The sequence below is a fragment of the Paenibacillus massiliensis subsp. panacisoli DSM 21345 genome (genome assembly GCF_000426545.1).
Classification (GTDB): domain Bacteria; phylum Bacillota; class Bacilli; order Paenibacillales; family Paenibacillaceae; genus Paenibacillus; species Paenibacillus panacisoli.
Genome location: NZ_AUFO01000023.1, coordinates 72,392 through 98,313, shown reverse-complemented (window position 1 = coordinate 98,313; position 25,922 = coordinate 72,392). Strand labels below are relative to the sequence as shown.

At 45.7% G+C, this 25,922-nt stretch carries 27 protein-coding genes and 1 tRNA gene; 20 read left to right on the top strand and 8 right to left on the bottom strand.

Annotated elements, in window-relative coordinates; genetic code table 11:
• Positions 1 to 51: 51 nt before the first annotated feature.
• From remB to dnaA, 5 genes are all read right to left on the bottom strand, one after another.
• The gene (remB, locus tag K331_RS0118705; RefSeq protein WP_025681310.1) at positions 52 to 303 is read right to left on the bottom strand and encodes an extracellular matrix regulator RemB; all 252 of its coding nucleotides are present in this window, start codon (positions 301 to 303) and stop codon (positions 52 to 54) included.
• 119 nt (positions 304 to 422) lie between these two features.
• The gene (gene recF, locus K331_RS0118700) at positions 423 to 1,538 is read right to left on the bottom strand and encodes a DNA replication/repair protein RecF (protein WP_028591500.1); all 1,116 of its coding nucleotides are present in this window, start codon (positions 1,536 to 1,538) and stop codon (positions 423 to 425) included.
• 59 nt (positions 1,539 to 1,597) lie between these two features.
• Complete coding sequence (gene yaaA / locus K331_RS0118695; protein WP_018883668.1) at positions 1,598 to 1,816, bottom strand: S4 domain-containing protein YaaA; 219 nt, start codon at positions 1,814 to 1,816, stop codon at positions 1,598 to 1,600.
• An 88-nt stretch (positions 1,817 to 1,904) separates the two neighbouring features.
• The gene (gene dnaN, locus K331_RS0118690; RefSeq protein WP_018883669.1) at positions 1,905 to 3,047 is read right to left on the bottom strand and encodes a DNA polymerase III subunit beta; all 1,143 of its coding nucleotides are present in this window, start codon (positions 3,045 to 3,047) and stop codon (positions 1,905 to 1,907) included.
• 219 nt (positions 3,048 to 3,266) lie between these two features.
• On the bottom strand, positions 3,267 to 4,613 hold the full coding sequence (dnaA, locus tag K331_RS0118685; RefSeq protein ID WP_018883670.1) for a chromosomal replication initiator protein DnaA: 1,347 nt from the start codon (positions 4,611 to 4,613) through the stop codon (positions 3,267 to 3,269).
• A gap of 914 nt (positions 4,614 to 5,527) precedes the next feature.
• On the opposite strand from dnaA, the gene rpmH reads away from it, so the two are divergent.
• The 11 genes from rpmH to K331_RS0118635 all read left to right on the top strand — a co-directional run bounded on the left by rpmH (position 5,528) and on the right by K331_RS0118635 (position 16,565).
• Positions 5,528 to 5,662, top strand: a complete 135-nt coding sequence (gene rpmH / locus K331_RS31610; RefSeq protein ID WP_081625218.1) for a 50S ribosomal protein L34 — start codon at positions 5,528 to 5,530, stop codon at positions 5,660 to 5,662.
• 348 nt (positions 5,663 to 6,010) lie between these two features.
• Positions 6,011 to 6,361, top strand: coding sequence for a ribonuclease P protein component (gene rnpA, locus K331_RS0118680; RefSeq protein WP_018883671.1), 351 nt, complete (start codon positions 6,011 to 6,013; stop codon positions 6,359 to 6,361).
• A 71-nt stretch (positions 6,362 to 6,432) separates the two neighbouring features.
• Complete coding sequence (locus K331_RS0118675; RefSeq protein WP_018883672.1) at positions 6,433 to 7,305, top strand: YidC/Oxa1 family membrane protein insertase; 873 nt, start codon at positions 6,433 to 6,435, stop codon at positions 7,303 to 7,305.
• Entirely contained in the window at positions 7,302 to 8,042 is a 741-nt protein-coding gene (jag, locus tag K331_RS0118670; RefSeq protein WP_028591499.1) for an RNA-binding cell elongation regulator Jag/EloR, read from the top strand. Before K331_RS0118675 ends, jag begins: the two co-directional genes overlap by 4 nt.
• Before the next feature lie 102 nt (positions 8,043 to 8,144).
• Positions 8,145 to 9,521 carry a tRNA uridine-5-carboxymethylaminomethyl(34) synthesis GTPase MnmE gene (mnmE, locus tag K331_RS0118665; protein WP_028591498.1) on the top strand — a complete coding sequence of 459 codons (1,377 nt, stop codon included), beginning with the start codon at positions 8,145 to 8,147 and terminating at the stop codon, positions 9,519 to 9,521.
• A 101-nt stretch (positions 9,522 to 9,622) separates the two neighbouring features.
• Positions 9,623 to 11,509, top strand: a complete 1,887-nt coding sequence (gene mnmG, locus K331_RS0118660) for a tRNA uridine-5-carboxymethylaminomethyl(34) synthesis enzyme MnmG (protein WP_028591497.1) — start codon at positions 9,623 to 9,625, stop codon at positions 11,507 to 11,509.
• The gene (gene rsmG, locus K331_RS0118655; protein WP_028591496.1) at positions 11,509 to 12,240 is read left to right on the top strand and encodes a 16S rRNA (guanine(527)-N(7))-methyltransferase RsmG; all 732 of its coding nucleotides are present in this window, start codon (positions 11,509 to 11,511) and stop codon (positions 12,238 to 12,240) included. Before mnmG ends, rsmG begins: the two co-directional genes overlap by 1 nt.
• Positions 12,241 to 13,016: 776 nt before the next feature.
• Positions 13,017 to 13,835, top strand: a complete 819-nt coding sequence (gene noc / locus K331_RS0118650; RefSeq protein ID WP_018883677.1) for a nucleoid occlusion protein — start codon at positions 13,017 to 13,019, stop codon at positions 13,833 to 13,835.
• A 236-nt stretch (positions 13,836 to 14,071) separates the two neighbouring features.
• On the top strand, positions 14,072 to 14,833 hold the full coding sequence (locus K331_RS0118645) for a ParA family protein (protein ID WP_025681305.1): 762 nt from the start codon (positions 14,072 to 14,074) through the stop codon (positions 14,831 to 14,833).
• Positions 14,826 to 15,668 (top strand): ParB/RepB/Spo0J family partition protein, encoded by an 843-nt coding sequence (locus K331_RS0118640; RefSeq protein ID WP_018883679.1) that lies wholly within the window; start codon positions 14,826 to 14,828, stop codon positions 15,666 to 15,668. The genes K331_RS0118645 and K331_RS0118640 overlap by 8 nt, the downstream gene beginning before the upstream one ends.
• Before the next feature lie 375 nt (positions 15,669 to 16,043).
• Positions 16,044 to 16,565, top strand: a complete 522-nt coding sequence (locus K331_RS0118635) for a DUF4446 family protein (RefSeq protein WP_028591495.1) — start codon at positions 16,044 to 16,046, stop codon at positions 16,563 to 16,565.
• Here K331_RS0118635 and yyaC read toward each other — a convergent pair.
• Positions 16,516 to 17,121, bottom strand: a complete 606-nt coding sequence (gene yyaC, locus K331_RS0118630; RefSeq protein ID WP_018883681.1) for a spore protease YyaC — start codon at positions 17,119 to 17,121, stop codon at positions 16,516 to 16,518. The two genes, K331_RS0118635 and yyaC, sit on opposite strands and share 50 nt — an antisense overlap.
• Positions 17,122 to 17,436: 315 nt before the next feature.
• Here yyaC and K331_RS0118625 point away from each other — a divergent pair, with 315 nt between their 5' ends.
• From K331_RS0118625 to K331_RS0118615, 3 genes are all read left to right on the top strand, one after another.
• Positions 17,437 to 18,297, top strand: coding sequence for a mechanosensitive ion channel family protein (locus tag K331_RS0118625; RefSeq protein WP_051289911.1), 861 nt, complete (start codon positions 17,437 to 17,439; stop codon positions 18,295 to 18,297).
• A gap of 131 nt (positions 18,298 to 18,428) precedes the next feature.
• Positions 18,429 to 18,647, top strand: a complete 219-nt coding sequence (locus K331_RS0118620) for a DUF951 domain-containing protein (protein WP_025681302.1) — start codon at positions 18,429 to 18,431, stop codon at positions 18,645 to 18,647.
• 73 nt (positions 18,648 to 18,720) lie between these two features.
• Positions 18,721 to 18,811: transfer RNA gene (locus K331_RS0118615), tRNA-Ser, on the top strand.
• A gap of 313 nt (positions 18,812 to 19,124) precedes the next feature.
• Here the strand turns inward: K331_RS0118615 and K331_RS0118605 are convergent.
• A complete protein-coding gene (locus tag K331_RS0118605; RefSeq protein WP_018883684.1) occupies positions 19,125 to 19,442 on the bottom strand; it encodes a hypothetical protein in 318 nt (105 codons plus the stop codon).
• A 392-nt stretch (positions 19,443 to 19,834) separates the two neighbouring features.
• Positions 19,835 to 20,029, bottom strand: a complete 195-nt coding sequence (locus K331_RS0118600; RefSeq protein ID WP_018883685.1) for a YjzC family protein — start codon at positions 20,027 to 20,029, stop codon at positions 19,835 to 19,837.
• Positions 20,030 to 20,420: 391 nt separating this feature from the next.
• On the opposite strand from K331_RS0118600, the gene rpsF reads away from it, so the two are divergent.
• The 6 genes from rpsF to opp4C all read left to right on the top strand — a co-directional run bounded on the left by rpsF (position 20,421) and on the right by opp4C (position 25,911).
• The gene (rpsF, locus tag K331_RS0118590; RefSeq protein ID WP_018883686.1) at positions 20,421 to 20,708 is read left to right on the top strand and encodes a 30S ribosomal protein S6; all 288 of its coding nucleotides are present in this window, start codon (positions 20,421 to 20,423) and stop codon (positions 20,706 to 20,708) included.
• A 50-nt stretch (positions 20,709 to 20,758) separates the two neighbouring features.
• Positions 20,759 to 21,238, top strand: coding sequence for a single-stranded DNA-binding protein (gene ssb / locus K331_RS0118585; RefSeq protein WP_018883687.1), 480 nt, complete (start codon positions 20,759 to 20,761; stop codon positions 21,236 to 21,238).
• A 21-nt stretch (positions 21,239 to 21,259) separates the two neighbouring features.
• Positions 21,260 to 21,529, top strand: coding sequence for a 30S ribosomal protein S18 (gene rpsR, locus K331_RS0118580; protein ID WP_018883688.1), 270 nt, complete (start codon positions 21,260 to 21,262; stop codon positions 21,527 to 21,529).
• A gap of 640 nt (positions 21,530 to 22,169) precedes the next feature.
• Positions 22,170 to 23,909 (top strand): ABC transporter substrate-binding protein, encoded by a 1,740-nt coding sequence (locus K331_RS0118575; protein ID WP_028591492.1) that lies wholly within the window; start codon positions 22,170 to 22,172, stop codon positions 23,907 to 23,909.
• Between the two features lie 68 nt (positions 23,910 to 23,977).
• On the top strand, positions 23,978 to 24,940 hold the full coding sequence (locus tag K331_RS0118570; protein ID WP_028591491.1) for an ABC transporter permease: 963 nt from the start codon (positions 23,978 to 23,980) through the stop codon (positions 24,938 to 24,940).
• 44 nt (positions 24,941 to 24,984) lie between these two features.
• Positions 24,985 to 25,911, top strand: a complete 927-nt coding sequence (opp4C, locus tag K331_RS0118565; protein WP_028591490.1) for an oligopeptide ABC transporter permease — start codon at positions 24,985 to 24,987, stop codon at positions 25,909 to 25,911.
• Positions 25,912 to 25,922 lie beyond the last annotated feature (11 nt).

Sequence of the window (25,922 nt, the reverse complement as noted above, 5' to 3'; positions counted from 1 at the left end):
TTCTTAAGATCCGTTCATTTTCCATAAGTTAAAATGGGCGTTAGCCAGCCGCTAAGGATGGTCGACAAATATGTTTGCCCTTTTCTTCAAGGTTGCGGATGAGATCGGAGAGTAATAGACCTTCCTTTTGGTCACCACAATAGACTTGGCCTCTTCCTCGCCAATAACCTCGATATGCTTATGCTGCTGTGCATAGCTTACATATTGCTTGGAGATTTTAGAGGATTTCTCAATCGAAATATCGAAAATGGCGACGAGCTCGGAGGATCGGATAATCTTCTCCCCTCCCAGATGGATATACATGACCGTCATTCACTCCTTCTAGGCAGCTTGCTGAGGTTAAGTACGCAATACTACGTACCTAGCTCCTTACACCATGGAGAGCCTGTCAGCAAAGACGGGCATAATCCTGGCAAGCGTCTCTAATGCTCCACATGTCCTGCATGCACATGATAAATACTGGCATCCTTCAGCCGTCCGGTGTTCAGGCTCTCAATGCCTGTTGCTGTGATGAAGGTCTGCACCTTGCTTTGAAACGTCTCGATCAGTTGGGTCTGGCGGTAGGAGTCCAACTCGGACAATACATCATCCAGCAATAGAATCGGGTATTCCCCAATCTCCTCATGAATCAGCTCGATCTCTGCCAGCTTCAGCGAGAGCGCGGTCGTGCGCTGCTGTCCCTGTGAACCATAGGTCTGAACCTCTTTACCGTTGATGGCAAAGGTCAGATCATCGCGATGCGGCCCCGCGAGCGTCATTCCACGCCTGATTTCCTGATCCCTCATTTGTGATAACTTTAACATAAATTGCTCCAATAAGACAGCTTCATCTTCTTCCTCTGCCTCGCTGAAGGACGGAACATAGCCTAATTCCAGCGTCTCTTTGCCTCCAGCAATGCCCTCATGAATCTCCTGTGCCCACTTTTGGAGCTTCTTTATGAATTGTTTCCGTTTTTTAACAATCTTAACACCATGCTCTACAAGCTGTTCATTCCAGACCTCCAGCATGACCTGTACCGATGACAGATCCTTGCCCCAGGCCTGCTTCAAAAGATTGTTGCGCTGGGCTAGCACCTTCTGATATTGCTGCAAGTGGTATAGATACCCTGGAGCCACCTGACCAATCTCCATGTCAAGAAACCGGCGGCGGCCCCCCGGTGTCCCCTTCACAATCTCCAGATCCTCCGGAGCGAACATGACGACATTCAGCGCTCCGATGAAATCACTTAGCTTGCGTTGTTCAAGTCCGTTAATCTTCGCCTTCTTCCCCTGTACAGACAAGGCCAGCTCAAGCTTGACCTTCCCATACCGCTTCTCCACCTCGGAGGAAAGATAGGCAGCGGAGCTATCAAATGCGATTAGCTCTCGATCCTTGGAGGTGCGATGGCTCTTCGTGAGAGCCAGCACGAATATCGCCTCTACCAGATTCGTCTTCCCCTGCGCATTTTGTCCGATCAGCAAATTCACCGGTCCGAACGCATTCAGCTCAAGCTGAGTGTAATTGCGATAATGCTGCAAATGGATGTTGTTCACATACACGCTTGGTCCCCCTCATTCAGATGACCGGCACACGACAGGAATGCTGTCCTTTGGCGGGCTTAAGTCGCCGAGATAACCTCAAAGCTTCCTTCGCCCTCTACCTCTACACGATCGCCTGGGTACAGCTTGCGTCCTCTCCGCTCCTCCGGCTCACCATTGACATGAACGGCACCCTCCTGCAACAGAGCCTTGGCCATTCCTCCAGTCGGCACACAATCTGCCAGCTTCAAAAATTGATCCAGCTTAATATATTCACTGTGGATAGAAATCTGCTTCATGTATCACAACCACCTTCCTGCTTGTCCACATGTGCATAACTTTTTTAGTTGGAAAACCTGCTCCAAGTTATGCACCATGTCTCCATCCTTAATTTGTCGTCCGGTAAGGCAAAATAATGTAGAGCGCCTTGCTCTCATCAGTCGGCTTTAGAATAATTGGGCTCATGATACCCGTAAAGGCAATGACCAGCTGTTCACTATCAATGACCTTGAGCACATCGAGCATATATTTCGAGTTGAAGGAGATTTTCAGTGGTTCGCCTTCAAAGCTAGATACGCTAACCTCTTCGCGCACCTTGCCTAGCTCCGAGGAGCTGGATGAGATTTCAAGTCCGCCTTGCTCAATAGATTGCATACGCACAATATTGGTCTTTTCTTCACGAGATAGCAAATAAGCACGGTCGATTGACTCGCTCAGACTTTTTGTGTCCAGCATCAGTTCTGTTTTATACGATGTCGGAATAATCCTAGAAGTATCGGGATAGGTTCCGTCAAGAATACGAGAATAAAATAGCACCCGATCAATCTTGAACAGCACCTGACTATCCGCTACGACGATATCGACCATTGTATTTTGATCTGGAACGATCTTGCTCAGCTCGTTCAATGTTTTACCAGAGATAACCACATTGTTGAAACGAATGCCTTCTGCAGAATCCAGCATGGCGGAGCGAGTAGCAAGGCGGTGGCGGTCGGTAGCAACGAACTTCAGTTCATTGTCGGCCAGACTCCAAAGTACACCCGTCAGAATGGGTGTTGTCTCGTGCGAGGAGATGGAGAATACAGTCTGCTTGATCATATTCTTGAGCAGATCTCCTGGAATAGAGAACATTTGGTTCTCTTCAATGCTTGGTAGTACAGGGAACTCCTCAGGATCAAGACCTACCATCTGGATCTCGGTTGCTCCCGCAGCAATGAAGGTCTGGAATTGGTCCTTAACCTCCATATGAACTTCCTGAGAAGGAAGCTTCTTGATAATTTCAACAAAAAATTTGGCAGGCAGCACGACGCTTCCTGGCTGATCAACCTTTACGATCGTCTGATCACCACTCTCAATCGGAATAAACGATTGGATGGAGATATCCGTGTCGCTGGCGGTCAGTGTCACGCCCTGATGATTAACATCCAGCTTGATGCCGCTCAAGATGGGGATTGTTGTACGGCTGGAGATCGCTTTGGATACATGCTGGATGGATTCATTAAGAGCTTGCTTTAAAATACTGATTTTCATAATTTCCTCCTACAAGCGAATGGACTTTATCTTGCTACTGTTGTGGGTTCAGCTTTTCGTTATTCATGTTGAGGCAAAGCCGATGACATGATGGTGATTTATTTATAAAAAATAGTAGTAATAGCAGTAGGTGCACTGAATATGTGGATAAGTGACATAAACGTGAATAAATCAAGCCTATCCACATGTGTATATATTGTGCATAGGCTTTGTACTTGTTCAGGTTGGGTTTTTGATTTTCTCAGTAATGTTGTTGATAACTTTGAACAGATCCTGGTCAGCTTGAATGGACTTCGAGATCTTCTCATGGGCATGAATGACTGTTGTATGGTCTCGTCCACCGAAGGCTTCTCCAATCTTGGGCAAGGAATAATCGGTCAGCTCTCGTGACAAATACATGGCAATCTGACGCGGGAAGGCAACAGCCTTGGTACGCTTGCGTGCCTTGAAATCCTCCAGCTTAAGATTGTAGTATTCTCCGACCTGCTGCTGAATGTCCTGAATAGTAATCATCTTCGGACGACTGGATGGAATGATATCCTTCAGCGCCTCGGCAGCCAGATGCGTCGTTACATCCTGATTGGTTAAGGAAGAGTAAGCCACAACGCGGATCAAGGCACCTTCCAGCTCCCGGATGTTTGTATCAATCTGATTGGCGATATACATCATCGCTTCATTCGGAATGTCCAGGTTCTCCGCCTTGGCCTTCTTACGCAAAATGGCAATTCGCGTCTCCAGATCCGGAGGCTGAATATCCGTGATTAATCCCCATTCAAAGCGGGAGCGAAGCCGTTCTTCTAGTGTGGGAATCTCCTTGGGCGGTCGGTCACTGGAGATGATAATCTGCTTGCGTTCCTCATGAAGTGCATTGAAGGTATGGAAAAACTCCTCCTGTGTCGACTCCTTGCCCGCCAAAAACTGAATATCGTCAATCAGCAGGATATCGATATTGCGGTATTTGTTCCGGAAGCTCTCGCCGCGGTTGTCGCGGATCGCATTAATGAATTCATTGGTGAATTTCTCGGATGACAAATAAACGACCTTGCTGCTGGGATTGTGCTCCAGAATATAATGACCGATAGCGTGCATAAGGTGTGTCTTTCCTAGTCCCACGCCACCATACAAGAACAATGGGTTATAAGCTTTTGCCGGCGCCTCGGCGACGGCGAGCGATGCAGCATGGGCAAAACGATTGCCCGACCCGATCACGAAGGTATCGAACGTATATTTCGGATTCAGCATATGAGAGATGACTTCTTCCTGGGCAGCAGGCTGCTGGGGCGGAAGCTGCTGCGGGTCAGGCTCTGCAGGCTTGTTCTCTTCGATGATGAATTTGACCTCAACCTGCTTGTCCAACAGCTCATACACGGTGGAAGCGACCAGCTTCGTATAGCGGCTCTCCAGCCACTCAACAGCGAATGTCGTCGGCGCAGAAATCACAATGGAGTGATCCGTAAGCTTTGTCACCTTGGTTGCCTTGAACCAGGTATCAAAGCTGGGCTTGCTAAGTTTGGTTTGTATGATGGATAGTATTTGCTGCCATATTTCGGAAGTATGGCTCTCCACAGACGTCACTCCTTTTACATCCTCCAATGTGGCTACAACCGCCTCGTTAAGGCACATCCGCGTTGCTGACTAGCGGCGCACAGTTGCAGAGAAACGCAGCACAAACCAGCCCCGAACGAGACATAGACGGAAAGTCAGCTGCCGTAATCGGCAGAATCGTGGCAGTCAATTCAGGTGGGCTTGGGCAGTGTAGTTGTACTCTGTGTTCCATAGGCCGGAGAGGAAATCAAAATGTCGAAATGAAATGAATAATGTAGAATATATCCCCAGAATCCAGTATCCGCACAAATAAAAAATATGGATAAATTGAACTTGTTCACAACTTTATCCACAGACTGTTGATAATATATAGGGTAAAACAACATATTCACAATCAAAAGTAATATAATCATAGCAAAAGAAGCCTTGTATTTCAATGAGTCATCGGATTTTATCCACAAATTCAATCTGTTGTGTATAAATCTTATGCACAACACAAGATATTGTTAATAATTTGTTTAGTTTTCGACAATAACTCAATTCACTGGATAAAAATTATTCACAGGTTATGACGGATCAAATCGGTTATAAGCTGTTTTTGTGAGCTTGTGTATAACTCCGATCTAGAGCATTGTTCAAAAGAGCCTGTGGAAAACTCTAACTGACAGCAACTGACCAGCAGCTTATTCAGGATTGGCTCGGAATGTACTTAATAGTGGAGTAGACGCTATGAGGGTATCGTTCCATTTTTAGAGGATGATTATGTGGGCAAGGTACAGGAAGAAGAAATATAGAAAAAAGAAAAAAGAGGAAGAGCTTCAAGCAGGTTGACTTCGTAGAATACTTATGGTTAAATGTATAAAGGTGTTTTTTGTGGAGATCGCTATCGAGTATATTCCATATAAAACGTATTTCTTGTAAGGAGGTGCAATACATTGAGACCGACTTTCAAACCAAATGTCAGCAAGCGTAAAAAGGTTCACGGCTTCCGTAAAAGAATGAGCACGAAGAACGGACGCAGAGTGTTGGCTGCCCGTCGCCAAAAAGGCAGAAAAGTATTGAGTGCATAATACGTGCATGGAGACCACCTGCGGTGGTCTTTTTTTTTGAAGATAATAGAATTTTTAAGTTTTCAGCGGCCTTGAATTATTCGATTATCTCCAGAAAAATATCCATAAACACGGTCTATCTCCTGTGAAAGTACGACGAGAGACATTTTCTTATCAGACAGTGGGAGAAAAAGTTCCTACATCTATATATGGATGATGGTGTATGAATTAGGCCCAATATAGATGTAGGCATAGCTCCGGTTGCATCTAGATTATCACCCGGAAGTTTGGGCTATAATTATTTATAGTAGAAACGCATTCCGGGAGCGGACGAATGAATAGAATTGAATTGAAGCAAGGAGAAGCGCCGTGCAGAGAAAATTGCGTCTTCGTAACCGTGCAGACTTCGGACGAGTATACCGACATGGCAAATCCTTTGCGAATCATCAGTTGGTTGTATACTGGTTTCGCAAAAAAGAGGTAGATCAGTTCCGCGTGGGTATCTCGGTAAGCAAAAAGATTGGTAATGCCGTCGTCCGTAACCGGATGCGCAGATTAATTAAAGAAATTATGCGTCACCATGAGCATGAGATCATGGACCATATCGATCTGATCTTTATTGTTCGCAAGGGGGCCGTATCCATGTCCTATCAAAATCTGGAGAAGAGCGTATTACATGTATTACGCAAAGCCTCACTGTTGAAATCTTCAGGGAGATAGTCGGTTTCTTTGTCCTGCTCAATATGGTATGATTTACGTTGGAATGGATTGGTTAAGAGAGGGGTTATGAAGTGTCGCGATTCAAGACAAAACAGGGAAAATGGTTTCTCCTGAGCGCCATGCTTGGTCTTGTTGCTGTATTAGCCGGTTGTGCTCCATCAGCGAACAATTCCTATACGACAGCTGACTTGGCTAACGGAAGCTTCTGGCAAAGGAATGTCGTATACTGGTTCTCTTATGCACTGGACACCTTTGCTGAATGGTTCAGTGGAGAGTATGGCTTAGCAGTACTACTGCTCGTGATTATTGTAAGAACACTGATTTTACCGCTTACCCTCAAACAGGTGAAGAGCTCAAAGGCAATGCAGGCGATTCAGCCGCAGCTGAAAGAAATCCAGAATAAGTACAAGGATACACCAGAGAAGGTACAGCAGGAGACGATGAAGCTGTTCCAAGAGAACAAGGTCAATCCTATGGCTGGCTGTCTTCCACTAGTTGTGCAAATGCCAATCTTCATCGCGCTGTATAACGCGATCTACTATAACTCGGAGCTGCGTGATCACACATTCCTGTGGTTACAACTAGGTATGCCTGACCAATATTGGATCCTGCCAGTTATCGCAGCGATTACAACATTCGTGCAGACCTGGATGATGATGAAGATGAATCCAACGCCGCAGCAAGGGCCTATGCAATTCCTGCTGTGGGTATATCCGGTATTGATCTTCATTATGTCCTATCAGTTCCCATCGGCGCTGCCGCTGTACTGGGTGTACAGTAACATTTACACGATCGTACAGAACTATTTCTTGTATCGCAATAACGACAAGACGGCTGCAGCTCTTGCTGTGAATGCTGCCAAGGTATCTCAAGGTGGACAAGGCAATAGCAATAAGAGAAAAAATCAGAGCGGAAAACGGAAAGGAGCTAAAAAATCGAGATGACCAAAGTCGTTGCGACAGGAAAAACCGTTGAAGATGCTGTAGAACAAGGGCTTGCCGAGCTTCGGACAAGCCGGGAACGAGTAAACGTGACCGTGTTAGAGCAGCCGTCAAAAGGATTCCTGGGCTGGTTCGGGACCAGGAAGGCGAAGGTAGAACTAACTATAATTCCTGAACCTGACCCTATACCGGCTACTAAAGCAACCATAGAACATCATCCGATAACAGCTCCTGAAGCAGAGGTACAATCTGCTTCTACACAATTGGCGTCTACAGATTCTTCTTCCACCGGTGCTGATCCATATGAGGAGGCTATTCGCTTCATCAGGGAGACGGCAGCAGGTATGGGGCTTGAGGTAAGTGTGGATGTCCACCATCGTAAGGATGAGAGCACACTGGATATTTCCGGCCCCGAGCTTGGAATGCTGATAGGAAGAAGAGGGCAGACGTTGGACGCTCTACAATATTTAACCAATATTGTGGCTAATCGATACTCTGATGGATATGTTCGTATCATTCTTGATGCCGAGAATTTCCGGGATCGACGACGTAAGACGCTGGAGAATCTGGCTGAGCGTCTGGCTGGACAAGTTGTCTCTTCAGGCAAAGAGGTCATGTTAGAGCCTATGTCTTCGGCGGAGCGTAAAGTGATTCACGCCAAGCTACAACGTAATCATCAGGTTAGAACGTACAGCAAAGGGGACGATCCGAATCGGCGCGTCATCATTGCCAAGAAATAAAGAAATGCAATGGCTCTCTGCCTGGTGCGGAGGCCATTGCTTTTTTTCATAAGAGCGAAGAAGAGGCATGTGTGCCCCAGAAAATAGAACGAGGTGAGAATAATGTTAAGCGATACGATAGCAGCGATCTCCACAGCAGTTGGTGAGGGAGGAATTGCGATCATCCGCGTTAGCGGGCCAGAGGCATTACCAGAGGTTCAGCGTATGTTCAAGAGTAAAACCCCTCTTACAGAGGCTGAATCACATACTGTGCATTATGGACACATTATCGAGCCCCAGAGCGGAGAACGAGTCGAAGAGGTGCTGGTAACGGTCATGAGAGGGCCGCGATCCTTCACTACAGAGGATGTCGTAGAGATTAGCTCTCATGGGGGTGTGGTAGCTGTCAAGCGAGTCATGGACCTGTTACTGCTCCAGAATATTCGACTGGCTGAGCCAGGTGAGTTCACGAAGAGGGCATTCTTGAACGGACGAATTGATCTTAGCCAGGCAGAGGCCGTCATGGATCTCATCCGCTCCAAGTCAGACAAGGCATTCTCTATTGCGATGAAGCAGTCAGAGGGGATGCTGTCCTCGAAGATTCGCAATCTTCGTCACATTCTGGTCGAGACGCTTGCCCATATTGAAGTGAATATTGACTATCCAGAGCATGATGTAGAATCGCTAACCTCGCAGTTCATCAAGGACAAGAGTAGTGAGGTCATGAAGGAGATTGATGGACTTCTGCGTACAGCTGAGCAGGGGAAGATTCTGCGCGAAGGGATTACTACCGCCATCATCGGGCGACCGAACGTGGGGAAATCTTCATTACTGAATGCTTTGGCTCAAGGGGATAAGGCAATTGTCACAGATATCCCTGGTACGACCCGTGATGTCATTGAAGAATATGTCACAATTCGCAATGTTCCGCTAAGGCTGCTGGATACTGCCGGGATTCGGGAAACGATGGATGTGGTCGAGCAAATTGGTGTAGAGCGTTCACGGACCGCTGTCAGTGAAGCTGACCTGATCTTACTGGTCCTGAATTCAAGTGAGCCACTGCATCAGGATGAGCTGGAATTGTTGGAACAAATCCGCGGTAGACAAGTGATTGTCATTATGAATAAAATGGACTTACCTTCCCAACTAGATCGAGGGATTCTGACACGTTATATAGCTGAGGAGCTGATTGTTCCGATGTCCGTGAAGACGGATGAAGGCTTGGATGGATTGGAAGAAGCTATCTCCAAGCTGTTCTTCAGTGGTAAGCTGGAGTCTGCTGATCTTACCTATGTAAGTAACGTGCGGCATATTGCGCTGTTGAAACGGGCAAAGCAGTCACTCCAGGAAGCCTACGAGGCTGCCGATCAATTCATTCCGATTGATATGATTCAGATTGATGTCCGGCTCGCATGGGAGCAGCTTGGAGAGATTGTGGGCGATACGGCTCATGATGCGTTGATTGATCAGATCTTCTCCCAATTCTGTCTTGGGAAGTAGGAATTACAGCTTCAGAAATTGATGGTTAGAAAATCATACTATTTATAATAGAAGAGAGTGAATAGCAACGGCTATGCTCTTATTTTAAGGAGGTACTACCAATGGGATACGATGGCGGCAACTATGACGTTATTGTTGTAGGCGCTGGACACGCTGGCGTAGAGTCAGCACTTGCTGCGGCCCGTATGGGCTGTAAGACATTGATGATTACCATCAATCTGGATATGGTGGCTTTTATGCCATGTAATCCTTCGATTGGTGGTCCGGCCAAGGGTCATGTTGTACGTGAAATTGATGCGCTCGGGGGAGAGATGGGGCGCAATATAGATAAGACCTTCATTCAGATGCGGATGTTGAATACAGGCAAGGGACCAGCCGTTCATGCGCTGCGTGCGCAAGCAGATAAGTTCTCTTACCAGCATGCCATGAAGGAGACGATGGAGAAAGAACCCAATCTGACACTTCGTCAAGGTATGGTCGAGGAACTGATCGTTGAGGATGGTAAATGTGTAGGGGTACTAACAAAGACCGGAACCTCCTATCGGGGAGGTGCAGTGGTATTGACTACTGGAACCTATCTGCGTGGGAAAATTATTATGGGTGAGCTGATGTACGAGAGTGGCCCGAACAATCAGCAGCCATCTGTACGACTGTCGGAGCATTTGCGTGAATTGGGCTTCAACCTGGTGCGCTTTAAGACCGGAACTCCTCCACGAGTGCATAAGGATAGCATTGACTTCAGCAAGACAGAGATTCAACCAGGTGATGATCAGCCCAAATTCTTCTCGTATGAGACGAAATCGTCTGACAACGAGCAGCTTCCATGCTGGCTGACATATACTTCAGTGGACACACATCAGATTATTAATGATAATCTGCACCGTGCTCCTATGTTCTCAGGTGTTATTGAAGGGACAGGGCCTCGCTATTGTCCTTCGATCGAGGATAAGATTGTACGCTTCAGTGATAAGCCGAAGCACCAGATCTTCCTGGAGCCTGAGGGCAAGAATACCTCTGAGTATTATGTACAAGGCTTGTCTACAAGTCTTCCGGAGGATGTGCAGCTTGCTGTGCTCCGTTCCATTCCAGGTATGGAGAACGTAGAAATGATGCGTAATGGATATGCTATAGAATATGATGCGATGGTACCGACACAGCTCTGGCCGACACTTGAGACGAAACAGCTACCAGGACTCTTCACCGCTGGACAAATTAACGGTACCTCTGGATATGAGGAAGCGGCTGGTCAAGGTATTATGGCTGGGATTAATGCAGCTCGTAAGGTACAAGGCAAGGAGCCAGTAATCCTTGATCGTTCACAGGGCTATATTGGTGTACTGATTGATGATCTGGTGACCAAGGGGACGAATGAGCCTTATCGCTTGCTGACTTCCCGTGCTGAATATAGATTGTTGCTGCGGCATGATAATGCAGATTTGCGTCTGACACCGATCGGCCATGAGATTGGTCTGATTCCAGAAGAGCGCTATGCGGCATTCGTGGATAAGAAAGCTAAGGTCGAACAGGAAATTGAACGTCTGCGTACGCATAAAATCAAGCCTGTAGATGTTAACACCATGCTGGAGGCGGCAGGCTCTGCTCCAATCCAGGATGGTAGCAATCTGCTGACGATCCTTCGTCGTCCAGAGATCAGCTATGCGCAGGTTGAGCAGATCTCGGCTTCACCAATGGAGCTGGATGCAGACATGAAGGAGCAGGTTGAGATTCAGATTAAGTACGCTGGCTATATCGAAAAGCAATTGCAGCATGTAGAGCGTCTGCAAAAGATGGAGCAAAAAAAGCTGCCTGAGGACCTTCAATATGATGAGGTACAGGGGCTTGCCATGGAAGCGAAGCAAAAGCTCAACACCATTCGTCCAATGTCCATCGGGCAGGCTTCACGGATCTCAGGTGTGACACCTGCTGATATTTCGATTCTGCTAGTCTATCTGGAGCATTATAATCGTGTGAAGGCGGCAAGAGCATAATGGCAGATGCGATACAGTTAGAATTTCAGGCAAGATTAGCCGAGCATGGCATTATGATTCATGAACAGCAGCTAGACCAGTTTGAAAGCTATTATCGTCTCCTTGTAGAGTGGAATGAGAAGATGAATTTGACCGGGATTACTGAACGTGAGGCTGTCTACACGAAGCATTTTTACGATTCCGTCTCCCTGGCCTTCTATGTGAATATGGACGAGATTCGGACACTCGCAGATATTGGATCGGGTGCGGGTTTTCCTGGCATACCTCTGAAAATTTGCTTTCCGTCCATTAAGCTGACGATCATTGATTCGCTGAACAAACGGATTAACTTCCTGTCGCACATCAAGGATGCTCTGCAGCTTACGGAGACCGAGCTGATTCATGGTCGAGCAGAGGAGCTAGGTCGTAAGGCTGGCTATCGGGATAGCTATGACCTGGTTACAGCACGAGCTGTAGCAAGGCTAGCAGTTCTTAATGAATTCTGTCTTCCTTTTGTACGCAAAGGTGGATGCTTCGCGGCGATGAAGGGCAGTGACCCGCAAGAGGAGATTCGAGAGGCGGCTTATAGTCTTAAAGAGCTACGAGGACAGCTGAGCTCAGTTGAAGCCTTTCAGCTTCCCGTTGAAGAGTCTGCTAGACACATGGTGCTGATTCGAAAGCTTGCCGAGACACCTAAGAAGTATCCGCGTAAAGCAGGAACCCCTTTAAAAACGCCTTTACTGCAGCCTTAGGTCATTTGATTTATGGACTGTCGTAAGAAATTCCAAATATAGAGCTGAGTAAAGATCGAGATCATGATAAAGATACAAATATAGAGACAAGGGAGTGTTTCACGTGAAACATTCCCTTTATTTGTGATTCAACAATTTTCCATATTATAATAGAGTAGCCTAGTAAGATATTATATTGTTGGAAAGGAGACAAAGAATCCGCTGCTGATACATATCTTCAATTGATGCTGTAGACGATGTAGAGAAGTAACGGTCTCATGGACCAGAGAAGGAGCTTGTTAGCTAGTATCAGACATGGGTGAATTATATCATTAACCTATAGTAAATAAGAGACCAAATCATATATTTTAGGGATTGGGAATAGATAGGATTATACTCGAAAAAGTGATAGAATAGAAATAACGGATGTAACCAGATACATGATATACAAGTAACTTTATGCCCGCATCACATTTTACTCATAGTTGGAATCTAGTTCCTGAAGGTCCGATGAATTTGATGTTACTTCGCGTATCTGTATGTACATAGTCTCTGTATTACACATGAATAGATATCTGCTCATATGACCAAGGTTGCTTGTCCACATGTGGATAGCCATTCTATTGTGGCTGAGGATATATCAATTAATGTGCATGAGGGGTCTTTAGCCTGAGTGATCTTCAAGGTAAGAGGAGACAGCAGGACCGTGTATCAGGTGAGTGTATTAGGAAGAAACACAAATGAGTGTGTGCAGGTTCTGTGAATGTCCATTATGAAATTAGGTGGTATTATACGGAATGAAAGAACAATTTTCTAAGCTATTTGGTTTCTCGGAGCGTGTAAGTGGAGATGAAGTGAAGAACATTCCGATCCATGACATTGTCAGCAGTCCATTTCAGCCTAGGACGATTTTTGACGATGACAAGATTGACGAGCTGTGCCAGACGATTAAGACACATGGAATTATCCAGCCGATTGTGGTCCGTGCCCGAGATCAACATTATGAGATTATAGCAGGTGAACGTCGTTGGCGTGCGGTGACCAAGCTGGGAATGGAGAGCATTCCAGCAATCGTGCGTGATTTTAATGATTCACAGGCCGCTTCCATTGCTCTCATTGAGAATTTGCAAAGAGAAGGACTTACTTCGATCGAAGAGGCTGTCGCCTATCAGAAGCTGATTGATCTGCATCAATTGACTCAGGAGAGCCTTGCTCAGCGTCTGGGTAAAAGCCAATCGACGATTGCCAATAAAATACGTCTGCTCCAGCTTCCAGATGGGGTTAAGACGGCTTTGATGGAGCGCAGTATTACTGAGCGTCATGCCAGAGCTCTGCTGTCATTAGAAACAGAAGAATTGCAGCTTAAGGTACTGGCAGAGGTAATCAGCAAGGAACTGAATGTGAAGCAGACGGAAGCCAGAGTAGCCTTTTATAAAGAAGCATCCAAGATTAAAAAGGCTAAGCGCGTATCCTTTACGAAGGACGTGCGGCTGGCCCTGAACACAATCAGACAGTCCATCGATATGATTACTGGCTCGGGAATGGACATCAAGACAAAAGAATCAGATAATGAAGATCACTACGAGATCGTTATCCATATTCCAAAGCGTAAATAATGTAGTTGAAGCGTCAAGCGGCAGCGTTGCCGCTTTTTCTGTCTCGTGAGACTGTATTCTCCGTAGAACGATGAACTCCGGGAATAAGGTACAGTGGAAGTTGATGATCAGGTTCAGTTAATATAGTAGAAGAGGTTAGCTGTATTGTAGCTACATCCATTAGAATGTAACTATGTATAGCTAATCTCAGAATCTATCAGAATAAGACCCCTTTAATAAATTATGAGGTGAACGAATTGGCCAAAATTATAGCCATAGCGAATCAAAAGGGCGGGGTAGGTAAGACGACTACTTCCGTGAATTTGGGCGCTGGACTTGCTTCCCTCGGCAAGCGGGTACTGCTTGTGGATATTGATCCGCAAGGGAACACCACAAGCGGGGTTGGAATCAATAAAGCAGATGTGCCTAACTGTATATATGATGTGCTCATTAATGAAGTCCATCCTAGTGAGGCCATAGCGCCTACGCAGGTGGAAGGATTGCATATTATTCCGGCTACCATTCAATTGGCAGGTGCTGAGATCGAGTTGGTACCAACCATTTCCCGTGAGCTTCGGCTGAAAAAGTCTCTGCAGCTCGTCAAAGACAACTACGATTATATATTGATTGACTGTCCGCCATCCCTTGGGATTCTTACGCTGAATTCGCTGACGGCATCCGATTCTGTCATTATTCCTATCCAATGTGAGTATTATGCTTTGGAGGGGCTTAGTCAGTTGCTTAATACGGTTCGCTTGGTGCAAAAACACTTGAATACTGGCCTCCAGATTGAGGGTGTGCTGTTGACGATGTTCGATGCACGGACGAATCTTGGCATACAGGTCATTGAAGAGGTCAAGAAGTATTTCCAAAGCAAGGTGTATCAGACCATCATTCCTCGTAACGTAAGACTCAGTGAAGCACCTTCACATGGACAATCGATTATTACGTATGATCCTCGCTCACGTGGGGCAGAAGTATACATTGAGTTGGCAAAGGAAGTGGATGCAAATGAGTAAGAGACTGGGTAAAGGTCTGGATGCACTGATACCTTCACTTGCTGTCAATGATGACGATAAAGTTGTAGACATTCCGCTGAATCAATTACGAGCGAATCCGTATCAACCACGGAAGGTGTTTGAAGAAGAGGCAATTAAGGAACTGGCGGAGTCCATCCGTCAGCATGGGGTCATCCAACCTATTATTGTCCGCAGTGTGCTCAAAGGCTATGAGATTATAGCAGGGGAGAGACGATTCCGCGCTTCTCAATATTGCGGCAATACGACGATACCTGCAGTGGTGCGGAGTTTTTCTGACCAGCAAGTAATGGAGATTGCTCTTATTGAGAACCTGCAACGTGAGAACCTCAACGCGATGGAGATCGCCGTTGCCTACCAAGGATTGATGGAGCAATTTTCCCTGACACAAGAAGAGCTTTCGTTAAAAGTAGGAAAATCAAGATCTCATATCGCTAACTTCTTGAGATTATTGTCTTTGCCTGAAGAAGTGAAAGATTATGTTTCACGTGGAACATTGTCAATGGGACATGCACGGGCATTGGTATCGGTCAAGAATGAGGAGACGCTCAAAGCACTTGCTCAGCAGTCGATTGATTTGCAATGGAGTGTACGTGAGCTAGAAGAGGCTGTTCAGCAACTAGATCGGAAAGCGGATGACACGAAGAGCAAACCAAAGCAAAAGAAGAAGGACCCATTCATTGAAAATGTTGAAGAATCATTACGAGATCGATTCAAGACGACTGTTCGTATTAAGCATAACAAGGACAAGGGTAAGATTGAATTGAACTATTATAGCCAACAGGACCTTGAACGACTGCTTGAGTTACTTCAATAAGGGTTAGTAGGTCAGGAGAGGATATACTTTTCTGTATAAGCCTCTTTATGTCCGGCAATTCTTGAAAACCATTGTAAGTTAATTCTATGCAATACGTAATAAATGGTTAGCGAGGCAAGGCGTGAAATAACCTGAAATAGCAAATACTCAAAATGATGGAGTAAGGTTAGAAGAAATCATCATCCATTCGACCAATGACAGAATCAGAACAAGCAGAGACTCACACCATACCCGAGAGGTAAAAGTGAAAGTCGAAAAACACACTACAGACCATAAAGAACGAGCAGGAGCATAGGGGATTGCATAGATGATTGATTCATAATCCATGCTTTGCCATTACAATAATCAAAATGTACAGGGGAGTAGGAGCAATACATGGTCGAATTAAACGGACTAATCGCGGAGCAGCTGGCTGCTTTGATGGCGGGGATATTTCTCGTTTTACTGATCCTCATCATTGTAGTCATTGTCCAAGGGGCCAAGCTCAAAGGAATGCGACGCAGATATCAGAAAATGATGGCAGGCAGCGGAGTCGACAATCTGGAATCATTGCTGATTGATCTGAAGGTTCAGATGGATGGGATTGAGGATGAGCAGGAGAAAAATCGGGCTCTGATGCACACGATCCAAGGTAGAATGAAAGGCCTGAAAGGGAATATTGGGGTCAAAAGATACAACGCTCTTGGAGAGCACGGTGGAGACCTGAGCTTCTCCCTGGCCATTCTGGATGAGCATCGGGATGGTATGGTGTTGACCGGGATTTACAACCGAGATGGCTCTTACGTTTATGCTAAGGCTGTAAAAGGGGGAAGCTCCTCCCATATGCTCTCCCCCGAAGAAAATGAGGCTATTGCTCTTGCGCAGTCAACAGTGCATAGTGATAGTTCCACTCCTTGATCGCTGTATACAGGCTATTTGAAATAACATCAGCAAGCTTCATTACCAGATTCAAGCGAGTGTTCTGAAGTACAAAGTATTCCATAAAACCGCCGACGTTCACGATGCCCGTAAGATGGATATCGCCAACCGGCGGTAATTCTTTATTTACCCCTGCTCCCGGACGAAGAGGCCCTTCTGTGACCTGTATGCATCCTACACTGGAGCTCTGGCCTAGACAAGCATCAATACCGATCACGTAGGGGTTATGATGCTGTTGGCTGATCTGGTCGAGTGTGCTTTGCAAATTAATCGCGTGTACAGGCTCATCAAGTGTACCGTACAAGTGAAAAAGAGGCGAGTGGAGCTTGCTCAGGCTCGTTCCGACAAGAGGACCTAACGAATCGCCAGTAGAGCGGTCTGTACCTACACAGACAACGACCAGATTCATATTGCGGGCCTGATGCAAATAGAAGAGCAGACGATGCACAAGGATAGACTGGATATCAGGGTCTGAGTACAAGACCTTCAGGTTGGCCGCTTCATAGTTACCTGTAGATTGGGGAGGACGATTCATGAGATCTTCCTTTCGTAGCTTAGTGTGTCAGCATAATGCAGACGATATAGTAGTAACTAGTATATGGAAGTAATCTTCTTTTTATACTTTATGAATCAAGAGAATTCATAGATCGGCTCCCGCAGGGATTATCCTGGGAAAGAGCCGCATTCCAGGGAACTTATAATCATGCTTGGGACATGAGAAGAGTGAAAGGAATGAAAAGGGGTAAATGATATAGATAATAATGTACATTGCTGTAGAAGAGGTCACGGCTAGAGGAGGAGATCATGTGTGGTAAGGCTGTTAAATGAGAATAGTGGGACAGAGGATATTATGAAAGATGCGGCCTTATGGAAGCAGCAAATCTGGGCATGGCTAACCGATACTGGAATGTGGACCGGAACGGCCTACACCATACTGAAGGTTGTTATTATTATCTTGATTACCCGCATTGGTATACGCCTGATGTATAGGTTGATTGACCGCACGATGGAGCAGCGAAAGACGCGCAAAATTATGGTCAACTCCAGAAGAATGACGACCATAGGCGAGCTCCTCAAAAATGTCATTACCGTCGTGTTCAATTTCCTACTAATCATGCTTGTGCTATCCCAACTGGGCATAAATCTGGCTCCACTTATTGCCGGTGCAGGCGTTATTGGACTCGCGGTCGGTTTTGGTGCACAGAGCTTGGTGAAGGATATTATTACGGGCTTCTTTATTATTTTTGAGGATCAATTTGCTGTAGGTGATGTAGTTGAGACTGGAGCCTATAAAGGGACTGTAGAACTCATTGGATTGCGGACGACCCGATTGATTGGCTGGCGGGGTGAGGTGTACATTATACCGAATGGTATGATTACAGCTGTCACGAACTACTCTATGTCCAACTCTCTTGCTGTCGTTGATCTACCTGTGAAGGCAGAGCGTACTCTGCAGGAGACGGTAAATATGGTCAATCAGGCTCTGGAAGGTATACAGGATCGGAATCCACTGGTTATCTCAGAACCTGAAGTGCTGGGGGTACAGTCGATGAGCACCTCCGAATATATTATTCGTATCGTAGCAGAATGCCAGCCAAATACGAGATCTGAGGTGGAGCGTGACATCATCACTGAGGTGAAGAAGTCAGTGGAGCATGAGGAAGCGATGAGACAGGCATTGCTGGAGCAGGCAGCCTCCAGAGAGCAGTGAGAAAGCCAATTGCAGTAAAGAATACTAATTCGAGAAATGAATAGACTGAGCTTTGCTTTGGCAGATATGATAAAGATATAAGCAAGTATTAGAGCAAGGCTAAGCAGGTGATTAAAGGGGGAGTCATGGAGATGGAGCGCAAGACCTTCCAATTGGGAGATATCGTACAAATGAAGAAGCAGCACCCTTGTGGGAGCAATGAGATGGAGATCATCCGAATGGGTATGGATATCCGCATTAAATGTGTAGGCTGCAAGCATAGTGTACTCATTCCACGTCTGAAATTTGAAAAAAATATGCGGAAGGTGCTGCGCTCAGCTGGGGCCGAAGAGGGGCCAACCCCTTCGTAATGCGTGTTGCAGGAATTCTTTAGACGGACATCTTGAACCGAACCCATATATGTGATACAATAAACCTTGCTGCGGAAAGGTACCCAAGAGGTCCAAGGGGGCTGACTCGAAATCAGTTAGGCGTCGCAAGGCGTGCGTGGGTTCGAATCCCACTCTTTCCGCCATTTCTACTTTCTGCTTATACATGCTCGATCGGATATATTCCTCTTGCACTCGACAGAGTTCAGGAGGATTTTTTGCATATATACAATTACGCTAGCCTTACGCTTAGTATATGGATTATAGAAGCAAATATTAATGAGTGGCCGTGTATACAATCCAAAGAACTGATGCTCGGTTTTCAGGCAATGAGAAACCCCTTGCTCGGCTTGCTGCTGAACAAGGGGTTATTGATATTTATCTATGAATACATAAATGAAAGGATCTCTTCAGGTGAGACAAGGCTCTCTAAGCTACGTAAAAGACCGCTCTACCTATTTAGAATGGGTTAGGTGGGTAAGAGTAGCGCTCCGTTCGCTTAGCCCCGGTAATCATGCACAGAATGGCTGTAATAAGGTGCAATAGCCAGCCGAGAACAGGAATCCATGCGATTGCAGAGGTAATTATACCGAATACAGAGCCATAGATGGGCTCTTGGTTGCGAAGTGAGAGAATGACTGTAATCAGATGAAGGACGAACATGAAGCCGAGAGCCGAGTAAGAAGTACCAATTACAATGGACCCGCCAATGATGGGGATGGCAAGAATCAGCTCCAGAACGCCTGAGATCCATTTTAATACTCGGGACACGCTCATAGCATTTACCTCCAATGGAATAGGATCATTAGTTCAACAGGTATAGTCTATCAGAACTAACCAGAACAATCCAGATAACTGGCGTAAGGAAAAAAATAGAAAAAGGAGAAACCCTAAGGCTTCTCCTCTTCGGCAGTGCATTAATGGATTGATCTTTCCTTATCATCACGAACCCAGTGTATTGCTAGGCAATACTTGCGCTTACAGAACTAATGTCCTCGGCACAATCTGTTGCTCTCTAATGTCCGGGGCTGATCTCCCAACAGTCTGTCCGGCTACGTCATCCAACGGAACCACACCTCTCTGCTACACTGCCTGATAATAATATGCACGCACTTGCGATGTTTTATACATTACCCTAAAAATTTATTGAGTGGACTTTTTGAGTGGACTTAGTGAACGCGTGCCTTGGTCTTCTTTTTCCATTTTCGATTATGGTTAGTGGTCTCAGGGAAGGTATCTCCCTTGAGAAGATGCACATGCTGCGGGTTTTGAATCTCGGTATGGAAGCTTTTCTCGCCGACCTCCATATAATACCCGTCATTTGGAGCTTTGTCGCCAGGCTCAAATTCGGTTTTTTCACCCATAATGCTAGTCCTCCTTTGTAGAAAGTGTGTATTTTGCCGAAGCGGGTATATTGTGTGCTACTGTCCAGGGAAACATGTGCCTGCGTCTACAGGAGAATCAGTATGGGGAAAAGAGGGGGGAGCGGCGTGAGCAAGTGCAGCGATCAGCTAAAGATGGAAAGGGTCAAGTTAGAAAGTAAAGATAAGAAATCAGAAATTAAGTAAAAGAAATTAGAAAGTAAGGATACGAAGTTAGAAGGCAAGTATAAGGGAATACAGCAGAAACAAGGAAATTAGGAGTTTTCCTTGCAATAGCAGTATCCTTTTGATATAATATTTCAGTGCGAGTTTGTGCTCGTTCCTTGCTCTCAACTGAGATTGAGGGCCTTAAGTCCATAAGGAGGTGTAAAGAATGCGCAAATACGAAGTGATGTACATTATTCGCCCTGACATTGAACAAGAAGCTGTTCAAGCGGCAGTCGAAAAATTCCAAGGCATCATCTCCAACGGCGGTGGCGAAATTACCAAGCATGATGTGATCGGTAAGCGCCGTCTTGCGTATGAGATCAAGAAGTTTCGTGATGGTTCCTTTGTTCTTGTTAACTTCACAGCTGAACCAGCTGTAGTTACTGAGATGGAGCGTCAAATGAAAATTTCTGACGATGTAATTCGTTATCTCATTACGAACGACGTAGCTTAATTCACATTCTGTGATGTAATTATGCACAACGTACAAAGGAGGGGATTGGATTGTTGAATCGTGTTATTCTGATCGGTCGGTTAACCAAAGATCCAGAGCTGAGATATACACCGGCAGGTGTCGCTGTTACTCAATTCACTTTGGCTGTAGACCGTCCGTTTACAAGTCAAGGCGGGGAACGGGAAGCGGATTTTATTCCGGTTGTCACCTGGCGCCAGCTTGCGGAGACCTGCGCTAACTATCTTCGTAAAGGTCGACTAACGGCTGTTGAAGGCCGAATTCAGGTAAGAAATTATGAGAATAATGAAGGTAAACGTGTATACGTGACTGAAATTATTGCTGATAATGTTCGCTTCCTGGAGTCGAACCGTGACGGTGGAAATGGTGAAGGTGGTCGTCAAGAGTCCTCATCTTCATATGGGGGCGGCGGCAACCAACGTGGGAACTATAACAACGCTCGCAGCAATCAGGATCCTTTTTCCGATGACGGAAAGCCGATTGATATATCGGACGATGATTTGCCATTTTAAAACGGAAAGGACTGACAAAGAATGGGCTTCAGACAAAGAGAAGGCGGAGACGACAACAAAAGACCAGCTCGTCGCGGTCGCAACAAACGTCGTAAAGTATGTTTCTTCACTGTGAACAAAATTACTCACATTGACTATAAAGATACAGATCTGCTCAAAAAATTCATCAGCGAGCGCGGCAAAATTTTGCCACGTCGTGTGACTGGAACTAGCGCGAAATATCAGCGTATGCTGACAATCGCTGTTAAGCGTTCCCGTCAAATCGCTCTGCTTCCTTACACTACTGAGTAGTAATTAGGGGCTACAGAAAAGGGACATTCTCTTCGGAGAGTGTCCTTTTTTTGTTAGGTAAATACTTTGGAAAAAATAACAGACTTAAGGAAAAGCTTGACAACTCTAGCATTGCGATGTAACGTGTTACTAACACATTTTTATTCCATTACTATCCAACTTCTCTGTATCATCCAGAAATAGCTTTGTTATTCAATTTTTTTTGTTGATGAAATTCAAAGCCTTCAGATATGATCCCCACAACATGATGCAATTCCTACAGTAGCAGACTCTATGTTATCAGACCATAAACCTGATCAAGTATAGCTCCATTTACCAGATAGCAATAATACGTCAATTATATGTAATGATAGTTAACTCTACATAGCTACATTGTGACATATATTTATAGGTGAGCATGCTTTTTCGTTACTAACTCTTAATAATCGAATAAATATATAACACTAATATTTCATGATTATGAATTAAAGTTAATTAATGAGAGGAATAAAATATATTGACGTAATGTTAAGTGACATTGTAATATGATTGATAATTCATTGGGATAATTTGTGAGCGAGAACAACAAATTATTGACCAATGGTTTATTTCTAAGACATTTCTATGAAGTCCAAAGCTAGGTAAAGAGGGGGATGAATCTGTGGTAAAAGTAAAGAGCTGGTATGGAACATGCATGTTGATTCTGGTGTTAGGTCTGGTATTAGGTGCTTGTGGGGGAGGAAGCGGAGCAGATACGACTGATCCAGCTGCGGAATCACCGCCTGCCGAGACGCAGACGCCTACAGAGGAAGCTAGTGAAGGGATATTTGAAGCTGAAGATATGTCATTGAACCCAGCTGCCGCACAACAGCGTACAGATACAATTATTGTTGGAATGACGGCTCCTAAGGGAGTGTTCAACTGGTTATTCTATCAAACCTCCTATGATAACTATGTGAACCGTCTCATATTCGATACGCTTCTGGAAGTAGATGTAGATGGTACGTTTAAGGAAAGTCTGGCTGAGAAGGTAGATGTATCTGAGGATGGACTCAAGTATACATTCCACCTCAAGCCAGGTGTGAAGTATAGCGATGGTACACCCGTGACGATGAATGACTATCTTTTCGTCATGAAGGTTCTGCATGACCCGGCATATGATGGAGAGCATGACATGCTGTCGATCAATATTGCAGGTGGTAAAGAATACTTCGAGGGGAATGCACAGGATATCTCAGGTATCAAGATTATTGATGAGCTGACGGCTGAGGTGACTGTAACCGAGCCAAATGCGGCTACACGCGATGTATTGGGTGATGTAGTGCTCATACCTGAATCCTACTACGGCAAGGACTACAAGAAAGGAAGTCTTGATAGCATCAAAGCACTGAGTGACAAGCCAATTGGCTCTGGTCAATATATTCTTAAGCAATATGTACCTGGACAACAGGTTGTGTTGGAAGCGAATCCGGATTACTTCAGAGGAGCTCCAAAGACAAAGAATGTCATCTATAAGACAACTACAGACGGAACAAATCTGTCCATGCTTCAGACGGGTGAGACAGATATGGATAATGTCACGGTGACCGAGGACAATGTAGAAGAGCTGAAGAGCTTTGGTTTCTTGAATGTGCATATCATGCCGACGAACGGCTATGGATATATAGCTTTTAACCACAAGGATGAGAAATTCCAGGATTTGAAGGTGCGCCAAGCACTGACAATTGGCCTGAATCGGGAGGAGATCGTGCAAGGCGTATACGGGCCTTATGCAAATGTCATTAACATTCCTCAATCCACCGAGTCCTGGGCTTATACAATTGAGGGTGTTGAACAGTATGAGTTCGATATGGAGAAGGCTAAGCAGTTACTGGATGAGGCTGGCTGGACGGTCGGAGCTGACGGTATCCGTGAGAAAGGTGGCAAGAAGTTCAAGATCAACTTCTCTGCAACAGCGGATAATCCAGTAGTAGATTCACTGCTACCGATCATGACAAACAATTACAAGGAGCTGGGCATTGATCTGGCCGCAGAGACGTTAGACTTCAATGCCATTATGGATAAAAAGGATACAGGGAACTTCGAAATGTTCTTCGCTGCATGGAGCCTGACGCCTGATCCAGATACAACGGTCTATATTACGAATGGGGCGCAAAATGATATTGGATACTCCAATGCCAAGGTTGATGAGCTGACGCTGGCGGCGAAGAAGGAGCTGGATCATGAGAAGCGCAAGGCTCTGTATGCTGAGCTGTACCAAGAGATTAACAAGGATGTACCAGTAATCTTCATGTACCAGCGCCGGGATATGTGGCCAATCAACGGCAGATTGTCTGGTTTCGAACTATCGCCGTTCAAGGATTTTATGTACAGCATGTATAGCGTATCGACTGCACAATAAGTGACGTTCATATATGCTCAGCTCTATTCAGGGCTGGGCATATCATTTATCTTCCAGGAGGAATCCGCATGAAGCAGTATATCGCTCGAAGGCTGCTGCAAATGATCCCCACGCTCCTTGGCATATCCATTATCATTTTTGCCATTTCAGCCTTGGTACCTGGCGACTATATCACAGGAAAAGGCAATCCGAACATGACCGCTGAGAAAGAGGCACAGCTTCGTCATATTTACGGGCTGGATAAGCCTGACTATCAGCGCTATTTCATCTGGGCTGGCAATATGCTGAAGGGGAATTTCGGAGAATCCATGCAGCATAAGCAGCCGGTCACCAAGGTCATTAACAATTATGTCTGGAACTCCTTCCTGATCGCCTTCTTCAGTCTGATCTTTAGCTGGATTATTGCGGTCTTCATAGGTGTGTTCTCAGCCAAGTTCCAGTACTCCTTATTTGATAAACTGGCTACACTCTTTATCTTCTTATGTATGTCTCTTCCCTCCTTCTTTATAGGGTTATTGTTTATCAAAATATTCGCGCTAGATCTGGGAATGTTTCCGGTAGGCGGGATGACGACTGCGGGAATCACCAACAATACATGGGAGCATATCGTCGATATTATGAATCATATGTTCTTACCTGTACTCATTCTGACGATGCTCAGTACAGGAAGCCTTACCCGCTACTTCCGTACAGGAATGCTAGAGGTCATTCGCCAGGACTACATCCGAACTGCTCGTGCGAAGGGGCTGAAGGAACGGACGGTCATCTTCAAGCATGCGCTTCGTAATGCACTGATCCCGGCAATCACCTTGCTCGGCTTCGAGCTGCCGGCTCTATTCAGCGGTGCGATTATATTGGAAAAGGTATTCGTATGGCCCGGGATTGGTCAGGTCTACCTCGAATCCATCAATATGAGGGACTACCCCTTTATGCTCGGATTCACCGTCTTCTTGGCTGTGCTAACACTGCTGGGGAATCTGTTGTCGGACGTATTATACGGGGTTGCAGATCCACGCATTCGTCTGAAATAGAGGACGACGTATACCTAATCATGAATTAGCAGGAGGGATTCATTTTGTCAGTTGAGACGGTTACCTCAGAAATGAATCAGCAAGTCCCTGTGCGTCGTTCAGAGCTCTCGCCCTGGCGCATCGCATGGAGTCGATTTGCTCGTAATAAACTGGCTGTCATCGGCGCTATTGTTATTATGCTGATGGCTGGAATAAGCATTTTTGGACCCATGATCTCCCCCTATACGGTGAATGACTATGATCTATCACAGAAAAATCTGTCTCCTAACTCAAAATATTGGCTGGGAACCGATAAGCTAGGTCGTGATATTCTGCTGAGAACAATGCTTGCAGGGCGAATCTCGTTAATGGTCGGGCTGGTAGCCACCGTCATTTCAGTGGTCATTGGCTCTACCTTGGGCGCTTTGGCAGGCTTTTATCGCAAGAACGTTGATACGATCATCATGCGGATTGCCGATATTTTCATGTCCTTACCGACACTACCACTCCTCATTATCCTGGGAGCCGTGCTTTCTGACCTCAAAATTGACCCATCCAAACGCATTTATTTCTTAATGTTTATTATAGGAGTTCTAAGTTGGACTACGCTTTCTAGGTTAGTGAGAGGGCAAATACTTACACTTCGAGAGCAGGAATTCATGCAAGCGACAGAGGCACTTGGTCTTCGGGATCGGCGTAAAATTTTTCGTCATCTGCTACCGAACACGATTCCTACTATTATTGTTACGGCGACACTAGGCGTAGCAGGAGCAATTATTACCGAATCAGCCCTAAGCTTCTTGGGGCTTGGCGTTGTTCAGCCGACACCCTCGTGGGGCAACATGATCTCAGCCGCCAATAATCTCATTGATTTCCGCAAACGACCGTGGCTCTGGATTCCTCCAGGCATGTGTATTCTCATCACGGTAGTTGCTATTAATCTGATGGGGGACGGACTTCGGGATGCCCTTGACCCCAAAATGAAGAGATAGACCGGGAGGCC

What these genes read in the sequence shown, in the direction of transcription:
- yaaA (WP_018883668.1), bottom strand. Translation starts at nt 1,816, where the DNA reads ATGAAGCAGATTTCTATCCACAGTGAATATATTAAGCTGGATCAATTT.
- rpsF (WP_018883686.1), top strand. Translation starts at nt 20,421, where the DNA reads ATGCGCAAATACGAAGTGATGTACATTATTCGCCCTGACATTGAACAA.
- K331_RS0118605 (WP_018883684.1), bottom strand. Translation starts at nt 19,442, where the DNA reads ATGAGCGTGTCCCGAGTATTAAAATGGATCTCAGGCGTTCTGGAGCTG.
- K331_RS0118570 (WP_028591491.1), top strand. Translation starts at nt 23,978, where the DNA reads ATGAAGCAGTATATCGCTCGAAGGCTGCTGCAAATGATCCCCACGCTC.
- K331_RS0118640 (WP_018883679.1), top strand. Translation starts at nt 14,826, where the DNA reads ATGAGTAAGAGACTGGGTAAAGGTCTGGATGCACTGATACCTTCACTT.
- yyaC (WP_018883681.1), bottom strand. Translation starts at nt 17,121, where the DNA reads ATGAATCGTCCTCCCCAATCTACAGGTAACTATGAAGCGGCCAACCTG.
- K331_RS0118635 (WP_028591495.1), top strand. Translation starts at nt 16,044, where the DNA reads ATGGTCGAATTAAACGGACTAATCGCGGAGCAGCTGGCTGCTTTGATG.
- K331_RS0118600 (WP_018883685.1), bottom strand. Translation starts at nt 20,029, where the DNA reads ATGGGTGAAAAAACCGAATTTGAGCCTGGCGACAAAGCTCCAAATGAC.
- dnaN (WP_018883669.1), bottom strand. Translation starts at nt 3,047, where the DNA reads ATGAAAATCAGTATTTTAAAGCAAGCTCTTAATGAATCCATCCAGCAT.
- rsmG (WP_028591496.1), top strand. Translation starts at nt 11,509, where the DNA reads ATGGCAGATGCGATACAGTTAGAATTTCAGGCAAGATTAGCCGAGCAT.
- jag (WP_028591499.1), top strand. Translation starts at nt 7,302, where the DNA reads ATGACCAAAGTCGTTGCGACAGGAAAAACCGTTGAAGATGCTGTAGAA.
- noc (WP_018883677.1), top strand. Translation starts at nt 13,017, where the DNA reads ATGAAAGAACAATTTTCTAAGCTATTTGGTTTCTCGGAGCGTGTAAGT.
- rpsR (WP_018883688.1), top strand. Translation starts at nt 21,260, where the DNA reads ATGGGCTTCAGACAAAGAGAAGGCGGAGACGACAACAAAAGACCAGCT.
- remB (WP_025681310.1), bottom strand. Translation starts at nt 303, where the DNA reads ATGTATATCCATCTGGGAGGGGAGAAGATTATCCGATCCTCCGAGCTC.
- K331_RS0118625 (WP_051289911.1), top strand. Translation starts at nt 17,437, where the DNA reads ATGAAAGATGCGGCCTTATGGAAGCAGCAAATCTGGGCATGGCTAACC.
- mnmG (WP_028591497.1), top strand. Translation starts at nt 9,623, where the DNA reads ATGGGATACGATGGCGGCAACTATGACGTTATTGTTGTAGGCGCTGGA.
- K331_RS0118620 (WP_025681302.1), top strand. Translation starts at nt 18,429, where the DNA reads ATGGAGCGCAAGACCTTCCAATTGGGAGATATCGTACAAATGAAGAAG.
- mnmE (WP_028591498.1), top strand. Translation starts at nt 8,145, where the DNA reads ATGTTAAGCGATACGATAGCAGCGATCTCCACAGCAGTTGGTGAGGGA.